Annotated in this window: 11 protein-coding genes; 2 read left to right on the forward strand and 9 right to left on the reverse strand. The window is 70.0% G+C overall.

The window, feature by feature from the left end; all coding sequences use genetic code 11:
• The first annotated feature begins 4 nt into the window (after window positions 1-4).
• Window positions 5-1,087, forward strand: a complete 1,083-nt coding sequence (locus AC07PR_RS27255) for an NAD-dependent epimerase/dehydratase family protein (RefSeq protein ID WP_495137167.1) — start codon at window positions 5-7, stop codon at window positions 1,085-1,087.
• On the opposite strand, the gene AC07PR_RS27260 is transcribed toward AC07PR_RS27255, so the two are convergent.
• From AC07PR_RS27260 to AC07PR_RS27290, 7 genes are all read right to left on the reverse strand, one after another.
• Complete coding sequence (locus AC07PR_RS27260; protein WP_377158757.1) at window positions 1,038-1,859, reverse strand: substrate-binding periplasmic protein; 822 nt, start codon at window positions 1,857-1,859, stop codon at window positions 1,038-1,040. The two genes, AC07PR_RS27255 and AC07PR_RS27260, sit on opposite strands and share 50 nt — an antisense overlap.
• Window positions 1,860-2,006: 147 nt before the next feature.
• Window positions 2,007-3,644, reverse strand: coding sequence for a peptide chain release factor 3 (locus AC07PR_RS27265; RefSeq protein WP_431100963.1), 1,638 nt, complete (start codon window positions 3,642-3,644; stop codon window positions 2,007-2,009).
• Window positions 3,645-3,817: 173 nt separating this feature from the next.
• Window positions 3,818-4,423 carry a DJ-1/PfpI family protein gene (locus tag AC07PR_RS27270; RefSeq protein WP_495137134.1) on the reverse strand — a complete coding sequence of 202 codons (606 nt, stop codon included), beginning with the start codon at window positions 4,421-4,423 and terminating at the stop codon, window positions 3,818-3,820.
• 77 nt (window positions 4,424-4,500) lie between these two features.
• Window positions 4,501-4,878, reverse strand: a complete 378-nt coding sequence (locus AC07PR_RS27275; RefSeq protein WP_495137135.1) for a hypothetical protein — start codon at window positions 4,876-4,878, stop codon at window positions 4,501-4,503.
• Window positions 4,879-4,880: 2 nt separating this feature from the next.
• Window positions 4,881-6,104, reverse strand: coding sequence for an acetate/propionate family kinase (locus AC07PR_RS27280; protein WP_495137136.1), 1,224 nt, complete (start codon window positions 6,102-6,104; stop codon window positions 4,881-4,883).
• A 3-nt stretch (window positions 6,105-6,107) separates the two neighbouring features.
• Complete coding sequence (gene fabI / locus AC07PR_RS27285) at window positions 6,108-6,899, reverse strand: enoyl-ACP reductase FabI (RefSeq protein ID WP_483108357.1); 792 nt, start codon at window positions 6,897-6,899, stop codon at window positions 6,108-6,110.
• A complete protein-coding gene (locus AC07PR_RS27290; RefSeq protein ID WP_483108358.1) occupies window positions 6,896-9,169 on the reverse strand; it encodes a DUF3141 domain-containing protein in 2,274 nt (757 codons plus the stop codon). Before AC07PR_RS27290 ends, fabI begins: the two co-directional genes overlap by 4 nt.
• Before the next feature lie 119 nt (window positions 9,170-9,288).
• Between AC07PR_RS27290 and AC07PR_RS27295 the strand changes: the two genes are divergently transcribed.
• Window positions 9,289-10,242 carry a phosphate acetyltransferase gene (locus tag AC07PR_RS27295; protein WP_495137137.1) on the forward strand — a complete coding sequence of 318 codons (954 nt, stop codon included), beginning with the start codon at window positions 9,289-9,291 and terminating at the stop codon, window positions 10,240-10,242.
• Here the strand turns inward: AC07PR_RS27295 and AC07PR_RS27300 are convergent, their stop codons facing one another.
• Window positions 10,243-10,767, reverse strand: coding sequence for a Dps family protein (locus tag AC07PR_RS27300; RefSeq protein ID WP_067280034.1), 525 nt, complete (start codon window positions 10,765-10,767; stop codon window positions 10,243-10,245).
• Window positions 10,768-11,006: 239 nt separating this feature from the next.
• Entirely contained in the window at window positions 11,007-12,491 is a 1,485-nt protein-coding gene (locus tag AC07PR_RS27305) for a catalase (RefSeq protein ID WP_495137138.1), read from the reverse strand.
• Window positions 12,492-12,682 lie beyond the last annotated feature (191 nt).

The raw sequence follows: 12,682 nt of genomic DNA on the forward strand, positions 1-12,682 counted from the left end.
TGTGCTGGCCGCGATGACGGCGGTGGCGCGGCGGACGGCGCTGGTGCTCGGCGCGAGCGGCGGTGTCGGCGGCGCGGTGGCCAGGGCCCTGCGCGACGCGGGCTGGACGGTGCGCGCGCTCAAGCGCGGACTGGCCACCGAATCGGAACACCGTGACGGCCTGCAGTGGCTGCGCGGCGATGCGCTGGAGGCCGAGGACGTCCAGCGCGCCGCGGCGGGCTGCAGCGTGATCGTCCACGCCGTGAACCCGCCCGGCTACCGTCGCTGGAACGAGCTGGTGCTGCCGATGCTCGACAACACCATCGCCGCCGCGTCGGCCCGGGGCGCGACCGTCGTGCTGCCCGGCACCGTCTACAACTTCGGGCCCGACGCGATGCCGCACCCGGTCGAAGACTCGCCGCAGCGCCCGCTGACGCGCAAGGGCGCGATCCGCGTCGAGATGGAACGCCGCCTGCAGGAAGGCGCCGAGCGGGGCGCCTTCCGGGCGATCGTGCTCCGGGCCGGCGACTTCTTCGGCCCGGGCGCGGCGAACAGCTGGTTCTCGCAGGGGCTCGTGACGCCGGGCCAGCCGGTGACGCGGATCCAGCAGGCGGGCACGGACGGTGTGGGCCATCAATGGGCCTATCTGCCCGACGTCGCGACGGCCATGGCGGCGTTGATCGAGCGCTGCGACACGCTGCCGGCCTTCGCCCGCTTCCACTTCGCCGGCCATTGGGATGCCGACGGACGCCAGATGGCGGAGGCGATCCGCCGCGTCGTCCGGCGGCGCACCGGCACGCAGCCGCGGGTCACCCGCTTCCCGTGGTGGGCGGTGCGGCTGGCCCAGCCGGTGGTGCCGCTGTTCCGCGAGCTGGCCGAGATGCGCTACCTGTGGCGCGAGCCGCTGCGCATGGACGAAGCGCGCCTCGCGGCCGAACTGGCCAGGGATGGCGGCGTGCCGCACACGCCGCTCGATGCGGCGATCGAGCGCACCCTCGAAGCACTGGGCTGCCTGCCCGCCGCGCCTGCCGCTGCAGGGGCGGCCGGTGCGGCGGCGCTCAATCGAAATACTGCTGCCGCAGGCGCTCGTAGCGCCCATCCCGCCTGAGACGGTCCAGCGCGGCCTGCAGGCGTCGAGCCAAGGCCGGATCGCTGTCCGCCGGCAGCCCGTACCAGTAGGACTTGTCGACGTCCATCGGCAGCACCGGCGCCAGCGTTGCGTAGGGCAGCTTCAGCTCACGCAGGTGCCAGGCCGCGGCCCAGTCCAGCAGCACGATCAGGTCCATGCGGCCGGCCAGCAGCTTGCGCAGGTTGGTGGCGTCGTCGAGGCCGAGTTCCAGCTCGGTCTCGGGCCGCAGCCCCTCGGCGATCAGATGCTTCGCGGCGGCCGAATCACGCGACACGCCCAGACGCAAGCCGTTGAGCTGCTTCAGGCTGGCGGGGCGCACATCGGTGCGGTGGCTCAGCCGATAGACCAGGATGCGTCGCGGGCTGATGGGTCCGACCCAGCGGTACTGGGTCTCGCGCTCGGGCGTGCGCGTCAGCGAGAACAGCACGCTGTCCGGGTGCCGACCGGCCTCCTGCACCGACCGTTGCCACGGCAGCACCTGGACGCGCAAGGGCAGGCCGGCGTCGGCCGCCATCAGCGTCAGGAGCTCGGTGCTGAAGCCGCGCGCCGCGCCGCCCTCGTTGTAGTTCAGGGGCGGCAGGTTCTCGGTGAACGCGACCAGCTCGGTCGGCCCCGCCGCCATGCCCGCGATCGTCCGCGCGCGGGCCGCGGGCGCCGCCAGCGCCGCGGGCAGCGCGCCCGGCAGCAGTCCCGCCGCCAGCAGGAGGCAGCACAGACGGCGCTCCGGCAGGGGCTGGATCTCGTGGGGCATCGCGGCAGTGTAGGAAGGGGCGATGACAGGCCGACAACGATGTCGTTGCATAAACGCCAACAAGGTCACGACACCCGGATGGCGGACGAAAGACCTGACCCCTGTTCCGTTTCCTGATCCGATCCGTTCGCCGACGGGTCGTGAACCTCAGGCGTCCATCTGCTTCTGGAAGACCAGGCCCGCGTGCTCGCGCAGCGCGTGGAACTTGATCTTGGGCCAGTTCTCCTGCATCGCGCGGAGCTCGCCGGCGTACTCGAGCAGCACCGTCGGCGCGTTCACCGCATCCCATGCGACGCGGTGGGCGTTGTGGTCGATGAAGCGGCGCAATTCCTTCTCGCCGCCGTCGGCCTCGTCGCAGGTGACCCAGCGCGCGACGTTGTAGCGCGCCGGCATGACGCGGGCCTTGACGCCGTATTCATGCTCCAGCCGGTGCGCGACGACCTCGAACTGCAGCTGGCCGACCGCGCCCAGCAGCAGCACGCTGCCGGCCTCGGGGCGGAAGACCTGGATCGCGCCTTCCTCGCCGAGCTGGCGCAGACCTTCGCGCAACTGCTTGGTCTTGAGCGGGTCCGCCACTTCCACCGACCGGAACATTTCCGGCGCGAAGAAGGGCAGGCCGGTGTACTGCAGCGCTTCGCCCTCGGTGATCGTGTCGCCCAGCTGCAGCACGCCGTGGTTGGGGATGCCGATGATGTCGCCGGCGAAAGCCTCGTCCAGCAGTTCGCGGCGCTGCGACAGGAAGCTCACCACCGTGTTGGGACGCAGCTCCTTGCCGGAACGCACGACCTTCAGGCGCATGCCGCGCTCGAAGTGGCCCGAGGCCACGCGCAGGAAGGCGATGCGGTCGCGGTGCGCCGGGTCCATGTTGGCCTGGATCTTGAAGACGACGCCGGTGAACTTGGGCTCCTCCGGCTGCACGACGCGCTGCATCGCGGCGCGCTCGGCCGGCGCGGGGGCCAGCTCGACCAGCGCGTCCAGCACTTCCTGCACGCCGAAGTTGTTGACCGCGGAACCGAAGAACATCGGCGTCTGCTGGCCGGCGAGGAAGGCCGCCTCGTCGAAGGCCGGCGCGGCCTCGTTGACCAGCTCGATCTCGCCCTGCGCGTTGTCGTACTGCATGCCGAAGCGCTCGGCATAGGCCGGGTTGTCCAACCCGTCCAGCACCTCCTCGGTGCCGGCGGCGCGGTCCTCGCCGGGCGCGAAGACGCGCATGCGCTGCTGGCGCAAGTCCATCACGCCGTGGAAGTGCTTGCCCATGCCCACCGGCCAGGTGAACGGGACCACCGTCATGCCCAGCTCGCGCTCGATCTCGTCCATCAGCGCCAGCGGCTCCTGGACCTCGCGGTCCATCTTGTTGACGAAGGTCAGGATCGGCGTGTTGCGCGCGCGGCAGACCTGGATCAGCCGGCGGGTCTGCGGCTCGACGCCGTTGGCCGCGTCGATCACCATCAGCGCCGCATCGACGGCGGTCAGCACGCGGTACGTGTCTTCCGAGAAGTCCTGGTGGCCGGGGGTGTCCAGCAGGTTGATCACGCAGTCGCGGTACTCCATCTGCATCACCGACGAGGCCACCGAGATGCCCCGCTGCTTCTCGATCTCCATCCAGTCGGACGTCGCATGCCGCGAGGCCTTGCGCGCCTTCACCGAGCCCGCGATCTGGATCGCGCCGGAGAACAGCAGCAGCTTCTCCGTCAGCGTGGTCTTGCCCGCGTCAGGGTGGGAAATGATGGCGAAGGTGCGGCGACGGCGTACTTCGGCGGGGATGCGGGAGGGGTCGGTGGACATGGCGGCTGTGGGGCGGCGAACCCGCGATTATCGGGCAGTCTTCCTTCTTTGACCGCGCCCGTCGGCGGCAGCCGGCCCCGGGGTCTGCTCCCACGCTGGCGGGGCTCAACCGCAGGTCGCGTCCCCCGGGGCCGGCTGCCGCCGACTCCGGAGGGTGGGCGTCCTGGGACCCTTCATGCGGGCGCCATGAACGGGCGGACACGGGCCAGCAGGCGCTCGACGTACTCGTCCTTCTCACCGACCGGCGCGGCGTAGGTCAGCGCATCACGCGCGGCGCTCTCGCCGGCCTTGCTCCACATCAGCCACGCGGACAGGTACTGCGACGCGAGGCAGCCGCCCGACGTCGCCACCGGGCCGCGGGCGTGGAAGGGCTCGTCAAGGACGCGCACGCCGGCCTCGACCAGCCAGGGTCGCGTGGACGAATCGGTGCAGGCCGGCGCATCGCCGAGCAAGCCCAGCCGTGCCACCAGCAAGGCGCCGGAGCACTGCGACGCGATCAGTTGCCGCGTCGGATCGAGCTGCAGCCGGTCCAGCAGCGCCGAGTTCTCCGCGATCGCCCGCGTGTAGATGCCGGAGCCGAACCAGACGGCGTCGGCCTCGTTGGCCCATTCGAGCGGATGTCTCAGCTGGACGGTCACGCCGTTCATCGAGGTGACCGCCGGTCCCGGGCCGCACAGCTCGGCGGACCAGCCCAGCGGCTTGAGCCGGTTCAGCAGTCCCAGCGGGATGAAGCTGTCGATCTCGTTGAAGCCGTCGAAGGAGAGGATGGCGATGCGCATGGGGGAAGGCTCGAGAGGCCCGCAAGGCGATGCGGCCCACTGTAGCGCCGCCGCCCGCCCGGCCCAAGCCGTCGGGGTTATTGGCTGCTGGCGCCGCCGCCGTTGCCGCCGCCTTCCGCCTGCGGCGTGCCCAGCGTGCCGAGCTGCGTGCCGATGCGCACCAGCAGGTGCTCGCGCACGCGTTGGACGACCTCGGCCGCGTCGACCGGGCCCAGTTCCTCGGCCAGCCGGGCCTGGACCTCGTAGTGCAGGTAGAGCATGCCGCGCAGCTTCTCGAAGCCGCCTTCGTGGCCGTCGCCGCAGATGCGCAGGTCGTTGTCGAGCACGCGCTCGATGACGCCGGGATCGAGCAGCCGCACGTGGCACATGATCGCCAGCTGCGCGATCTGCAGGTCCACGTCCTCGACGGTCTTCTCCCACTCCTCGTGGCTGTAGCGTTGCTTGGGCGTTCGCATGGTCACTCCTCCCCGGCGAGCAGCCGGAACGTGTGGCGGGCCATCATGAGCTCCTCGTCGGTGGGGATGACCCAGGCCTCGCACCGGCTGTCGACGGTGCTGATCCGGCGCTCGGCCGGCCCCTCGCGGTTGGCGGCCTCCTGCGTCGACACCCCCAGCCACAGACAGCGCGACAGCACCCGCCGACGGATCTCCGCGGCGTGCTCGCCGATGCCGGCGGTGAACACCAGGCCGTCCAGGCCGCCCATTTCCGCCGCCAGCGCGCCGATCTCGCGGGCGACGCGGTGGACGAAGACATCGATCGCGAAACGCGCCCGCGGCGCGTCGCTGGCCAGCAGCTGGCGCATGTCGCTGGAGATGCCGGACAGTCCCAGCAGGCCGGACTGCTTGTAGAGCAGGGTCTCGAGCTCGCGCGCGTCCATGCGCTGCTCGTCCATCAGGTAGATCAGCACGCCGGGATCGACCGCGCCGCTGCGCGTGCCCATCGGCAGGCCGTCGACGGCGGTGAAGCCCATGCTGCTGGCGATGCTGCGGCCGCGGTGCAGCGCGCAGGCGCTGGCGCCGTTGCCCAGGTGCAGGATGACGGTGCGTCCGTCGGCCAGCCGCGGCGACAGTACCGGCAGCCGCGACGCGATGTACTCGTAGCTCAGCCCGTGGAAGCCGTAGCGGCGCACGCCGGCCTCGAACAGCGCGTAGGGCAGCGCGAAGGCGTCGGCGACGTCGGACTGGCCGCGATGGAAGGCCGTGTCGAAACACGCGACCTGCGGCAGCCCCGGAAGCGCCGAGAACGCGCGGCGGATCGGCGCCAGGTTGTGCGGCTGATGCAGCGGCGCGAGCGGCACCAGCGTCTCCAGTTGCGCCAGCACCGGCGGCGTCACCCGCACCGGCTGCGCGAACGCGGTCCCGCCGTGCACGACGCGGTGGCCGATGCCCAGCATCTCGATGCCGGGGAACTCGTGGGTGACGAACTCGACCAGGTGATCGAGCGCCCCCTCGTGCGTCAGCGTCTCGCCGACCGGCCAGTCGCGCGAGCCGGCCTTCGAGCCGTCGGCATGCGAGGCCTCGAAGTGCGGCGTCGCGATGCCGATCCCTTCGACCTGCGCGCGCAACTCAAGCCGCAACGGGCCCAGCCGTCGGTCGTCGTGCAGCGAGAACATCGACAGCTTGATGCTGGATGAGCCCGCGTTGACCACCGCGATGAATTCGCCTTCCAGTCGTGGATCCATCGCTCACCCCATGATGTGATAGCCGCCGTCGACGTACAGCGTCGAGCCGGTGATGAGCCGCGCGTGGTCGCCCGCGAGCATCGCGGTCGCGTAGCCGACGTCGTCGATCGTCGCCAGCGCGTGGGCCGGCGCGCGGGCGGCGGCATCGGCGAGCAGTTGGTCGAACTCCTCCAGGCCCGAGGCCGCGCGCGTCGCGATGGGCCCCGGCGAGATCGCGTGCACGCGGATCCCGGCCGGACCCAGCTCGTGCGCCAGGTAGCGCACCGAGGCTTCCAGCGCGGCCTTCACCGGGCCCATCAGGTTGTAGTGCTCGACGACGCGGCTCGCGCCCTGGAAGCTCATCGTGAACAGCGTGCCGCCGGAGACGCGCATCAGCGGCTCCGCCAGACGCGCCATGCGGATGAAGCTGTGGCACGAGATGTCCATCGCCAGCGCGAAACCGGCCGCGCTGCTGTCGACGAGTCGCCCGTGCAGATCGTCCTTCGGCGCGAACGCGATCGAGTGCAACGCCGCGTGCAGCACGCCCCAGCGCTCGGAGACCGCGGCGAAGACGGCGTCGAGCGACTCGGGCTCGCGCAGGTCCAGCGGCAGCAGCAGCTCGGCGCCGAGCGCGTCGGCCAGCGGCTTCACGTGCGGCAGGGCCTTGTCGTTGAGGTAGGTCAGCGCCAGGTCGGCGCCCATCGCGCGGAAGGCCCGGGCACAGCCGTAGGCGATGGACTGGTCGTTGGCGATGCCGGTGATCAGCACCTTGCGCCCGGCCAGCAGGCGGCCGAACTGGACGGCGGCGGAGTTCATGCCACCGCCTTGCGACGACGCGCGGGCTTGGCCGCCGTCGAGGCCGCGATCGAGACCGTCGCCGTGGTCGCTGCGATGGGTGCCGACAGCGCGAGCGCCATGTCGGCGACACGCGCCGGATCGACGTGCAGCAGGTCGTGGACGTAGCGCGCCGCGGGCGACTGCGGGTCGGCGAGCTCGGATTCGGCCATCAGCACCGCGCTCGCGAGGGCCACCGCCTGCTCGCGGTCCTCGAGCGTCGGCAGCAGCGTCGGCAGCGCGGCCATCGCCTCGTCGGGCGCGAAGGTCACGATGAGCGCCTGCCGATGCAGGAGCGTCGCCCAGTCCTCGCCGGGCACCGCCTCGGCGGCGACGGCACCTTCGGCCTCCTCGGCCATGCGGCGGTGGGAATCGGCCAGCAGCTGGCCCAGGACCAGCCCGCGTCGCTGGACGACGCCGCGGTGGGCCAGCCCCGCCAGCAGGATACGGCAGACCGCGTCCGCGAATCCGCCTTGTTCGACCTGCTCCAGCGCCATGCGACGGCCTTCGCGCTCGTCGGCGGCCGCGTGCGCGACGCCGGACGCGAGGTCCGAGTCACGCGGTGGCAGCACCGCGCCCAGCCCGCTCGGGCCATACACCGCCTCGACCCAGTGCACGAGCGTCGCGTCACGCTGGTGGCCGAGCCGGTCCAGCGATTCGCTGATCGCGCGGGAGCCGAGCTGCTCCCACTTCAGCCACGGGTTGTCGGCATCGACGTTCTGGCGCTGCGTCCGCGCGTGGTCGGCGGCCTGCTTGAGCCACGGCGCCAGCGGATGCAGGTCGGAGATCGCCAGATGCTGCAGGCGCAGCGGGTGCGTCCAGCGCAGCCACTCGCCGAGCGCCTTGCTGCCGACCGCGCGCACCGCCGGTTGCAGCCACTGGCGGTAGCGGCGCATGTTCATCTCCGACACTTGCGCGATCGTGCTGAACAGCGCCTCGTCGCGGCGGCATTCCGGATTCAGCGCGCGCAGGTCGTCCACGGTGCGGGTCTCGAAGCTCACGGAGTAGTCGCCCGATTCCAGCGCCGCCAGCGGTGCGTCGGGATCGCGGGCGTCGATCTTCATTTCGTAGAGACCGGGCGGCAGCGCGGCGATCTGCTCGAGCGTGTCGAAGATCTGCTCATGCTCGCGCCGCGCGATGCCGCCGCCGACGAAGATGCCCAGGTGGCCGATCTTCGGGTGCAGCATGTAGACGATGGTGCGGCCCGCCTTGACCAGCGCCTTCTCGCTGCCCCAGACGTCGATGATCCAGTCCAGCGCCTGCTGCGGCGGCGTGATGTTGTCGCCCCAGGACGCGAAGATCACCATGGGCGCGGTGATGTTGCGCAGGTCCAGGCGATAGCCTTCCAGCTCGACTTCGCCGCGCGCCAGGCGGTTGCCGATGAACAGGTTCTCGACGATGGCCTCGATCTCCTCGCCGGTCATCCGGAAGTAGCCGCCCCACCAGCGCTCGAAGTCGAGGAAGCGCTCGCGCTCGGTGTCGACGTTGGCATAGAGGTGGTAGTACTTGTCCCACCAGCTGTTGGCGAGGTTGAGGTTCTCGAAGTTGGAGACCAGGTGCGCGCCGTCGAAGCGGTCGCCGCCGAGGTCTGCCGACAGCGCCGACATCCAGGCACCGCCGAGCGCGCCGCCCGCGTAGCGCATCGGGTTCTGCTCGGGCGAGCCGGCCCAGTACGACAGCGGTGCGCCGTTCAGCACGATCGGGCCCATCAGGTCGCTGCGCACGGCGGCCAGCGCGGCGACGGCCCAGCCGGCCTGGCAGTTGCCGATCACCGCCGGCAGTCCCGGCGCCTTCGGATGGCGGCGGGCGACTTCCTCGATGAACTGCGCCTCGGCCCGGGCGACGTCGAGCAAGGTCTGACCCTCGACCGGTTCCGGCTCGAAGGTGATGAAGTAGACCGGATGGCCGGCGCGCAGCGCGACGCCGATCTCGGAGTCCGGCTTGAAGCCGCCGATGCCGGGGCCGTGGCCCGCGCGCGGATCGATGACGACGATGGGCCGGCGCGCGGGATCGACGATGTCGCCGTCGGCCGGCAGGATGCGCAGCAGCGCGTAGTTGCAGGGCTGCGGCAGGTCGCGGCCGTCGATGAGCAGTTCATGTTCGAACTTGAGCAGCGCGGGCTTGCCGGCCTGCAGATGGTCGAGGAACACGTTGCCGCGCTCGCGCATCGTGTCCAGCGTCAGCAGCGTGCGCTGCCACGCGTCGGTCGCGTACGCTTGCCAGTCGTGGATCCAGTCGGACGTTCCGGACATTCGCTTTGCTCCCAGCACTGCCTCGCGAGGTCCGCTCGGCTTGATTTGTTGCACCGCAGCATGCATCATCGACCGCGACTCGTTGCCAATGTCCCAGGGAGACGCAGGGTGATCGAACAATGACCGAACAAGCGCCCAGTGCCCATCCGCACTACGACCGCCTCATCGAGGCGGTGCGCCACCTGCCGCCGCTGCGCATGGCGGTCGTCCACCCCTGCAACGACGTGTCCCTGCTCGCGGCGACGGAGGCCGCGTCATTGGGGTTGATCGAACCGATCCTGATCGGCCCGGCGGGCAAGGTGTCCGAGGCTGCCGCCGCGGCCGGCGTGGACCTGTCGCGCTACACGCTGGTCGACGTGCCGCACAGCCATGCTGCGGCGGACATGGGCGTGGCGATGGCGCTCAAGGGCGAGGTCGACGCGTTGATGAAAGGCAGCCTGCACACCGACGAACTGATGGGCGCGGTGGTGCGGCGCGAAGGCGGCCTGCGCACCGCGCGGCGCATCAGCCACTGCTTCGTGATGGACGTGCCGGGGCATGCGCAGCCGCTGATCATCTCGGACGCGGCGATCAACATCCAGCCGACGCTGGAGGAGAAGGTCGACATCGTGCAGAACGCGATCGACCTCGCGCATGCGCTGCGTCTGCCGGAGGTGCGCGTGGCGCTGCTGTCGTCGATGGAGACGGTGAATCCGAAGGTGCCGTCGACGATGGACGCGGCGGCGCTGTGCAAGATGGCCGACCGCGGGCAGATCACCGGCGCGGTGCTGGACGGCCCGCTGGCGATGGACAACGCCATCGATCCCGAGGCCGCGCGCATCAAGGGCATCGTGTCGCCGGTGGCGGGCAGGGCCAACGTGCTGATCGTGCCGGACCTGGACGCGGGCAACATGCTCGCCAAGAGCCTGAGCTTCCTGGCGCAGGCCTATGCGGCGGGGGTGGTGCTCGGCGCGAAGGTGCCGATCGTGCTGACCAGCCGCGCCGATTCGCGCACGGCGCGGCTCGCGTCGTGCGCGTTGGCCTCGATGCTGGCGCAAGCCCGGCGGGACGGGCGCATCAAGGCCGTGGGCTGATCACTCTTCCAGCAGCGAGCGCAGCATCCACGCGGTCTGCTCGTGCACCGTCAGGCGCTGGGTGAGCAGGTCGGCGGTCGGCTCGTCGCTGGCCTTGTCGACCAGGTCGAACAGCGCGCGCGCGGTGCGGGCGACGCCTTCATGACCGTCGACCAGGATGCGGACCATGTCCAGCGCCTTGGGCGGCGTGGTCGGTGCGTCCGGCAGCGAGCTCAGCGCCGCGAATTGCGCGTAGGAGCCCGGCGCCTTGTGACCCAGCGAGCGGATGCGCTCGGCGACCGGGTCCACGGCGTTCCACAGCTCGGTGTACTGGGCCATGAACATCGCGTGCAGCGAGTTGAACATCGGCCCGGTCACGTTCCAGTGGAAGTTGTGCGTGGTCAGGTAGAGGGTGTAGGTGTCGGCCAGCAGCTTGGACAGGCCCTGCGCGATCGCGGCGCGGTCCTTGTCGCTGATGCCGATCTGGATGGACGGCGCGCCCTTGGCAGAGGCGGCTTTGGCGGGCGAGGGGCTCTTCTTGGCCATCGAGGGACTCCTTACGGGAATGGAAGACAAAAGACGCCCCGCAGCCTAACCGATCCAGGTGATCGGCAACATGACCGTGGGGCGCGAGGCGGGTGCTGCTCAGGCGACGCTGTGTTGCATCCAGTCGATCAATGACTGTGCATTCAGCGCGGCGCCGGCGGCCACCAGCAACCAACCCAGTGTGCGTTGTCCGGATCGTGGGGTCATGTCTTGCTCCTTACAGATGAAATCCGGCGGTGTCAGACGGTGAACTCGATGTCGAGCGCGCTCAGCGCGGCGCGCACGACACGGCCGTAGGCCGGATCGGCCTTGTCGAAGTGGCCCAGCTGCCGATCGATGATGAAGGCCGGCACGCCGCGCATCGATTCGGCGATGTTGCGACCCAGGCGCTGCTGCTGTTCTTCGCCGAGCAGGCGGAAGAGGGCGCCGGGCTGCGCGTAGTCGTCGTTGCCGGCGCGATGGTCGAAGCGCGCCGCGTCGCCCTGCAGGCGCAGCGGCGGTTCGGCCACGGACGGATCCTGCGTCGCGCCGCCGAAGCTGTTGGGCTCGTAGTACGCGTTCGGATTGCCCGTCGGCGTGCGGAAGAACTTCATTGCGCCGTCCTTGTGATAGTGATGGACGGGGCACTTGGGCGCGTTCACCGGCAGCGCCTCGTAATGCGTGCCGAGGCGGTAGCGGTGCGCGTCGGCGTAGCTGAAGATGCGCGCCTGCAGGACCTTGTCGGGGCTGAAGCCGATGCCGGGCACGATGTTGCTCGGCGAGAACGCGGCCTGCTCGATCTCCTCGAAGTAGTTCTCCGGGTTGCGGTTGAGCTCGAGCACGCCGACCTCGATCAGCGGATAGTCGGCATGCGGCCAGACCTTGGTCAGGTCGAAGGGGTTGTACGAGGTCTTGTCGGCGTCGAGTTCCGGCATCACCTGCACGGACATCGTCCACTGCGGGAACTGCCCCTGCTCGATCGCGCCGAAGAGGTCTTCCTGGTAGCTCTCGCGGGTCTGTCCGATGACCGTGCTCGCCTCGGCGTTGGTCAGGGTGCGATGACCCTGGCGGGTCTTGAAGTGGAACTTCACCCAGAAGCGCTCGCCGTCCGCGTTCCAGAAGCTGTAGGTGTGGGAGCCGAAGCCGTCCATGAAGCGCGGGCTGACGGGGATGCCGCGGTCGCTCATCAGGATGGTGACCTGGTGCAGGCTCTCGGGGGAGAGGCTCCAGAAGTCCCATGCGGCGGTCCCGGAGCGCAGGTTGGACACCGGGTGACGCTTCTGCGTGCGGATGAAGTCGGGGAATTTCAGCGGGTCGCGGATGAAGAACACCGGGGTGTTGTTGCCGACCAGGTCCCAGTTGCCTTCGCCGGTATAGAACTTCAGCGAGAAGCCGCGGACGTCGCGTTCCGCGTCGGCGGCCCCCAGCTCGCCGGCGACCGTCGAGAAGCGCGCCAGCATCGGCGTCTGCCGGCCGACCTCGCCGAACAGCTTCGCGCGGGTGAATCGGGTGATGTCCTGCGTGACGGTCAGCGTGCCGAAGGCGCCCCAGCCCTTGGCATGCACGACGCGCTCAGGAATGCGTTCACGGTTCTGGTGGGCCAGCTTTTCGATGAGCTGGTAGTCCTGCATCAGGACGGGGCCGCGCGGGCCGGCGGTCAGCGAATTCTGGTTGTCGGCGATCGGCGCGCCGGCGCTCGTCGTCATGACCGGGCACTGGGCGGGATGTTGGGGCTTGGCGCTCATTCGGGGCACTCCTCGATGCTTCAGACAGGGACGCTTTTGTAGAGGTCCGGACCGGCGCTGAACTCTCCCGGAAGGAGGACGGCGACGGCGCATGAGGAGGACTTTAGAGAATTGCTATCGATGGCGATATTTGGATAGCTTAAGTGTCGCGATAAGGAAAAACTAAAGCCGCCCGAGGGCGGCTTAGGCAA

It is taken from the genome of Roseateles sp. GW821-FHT09H11 (genome assembly GCF_059415845.1).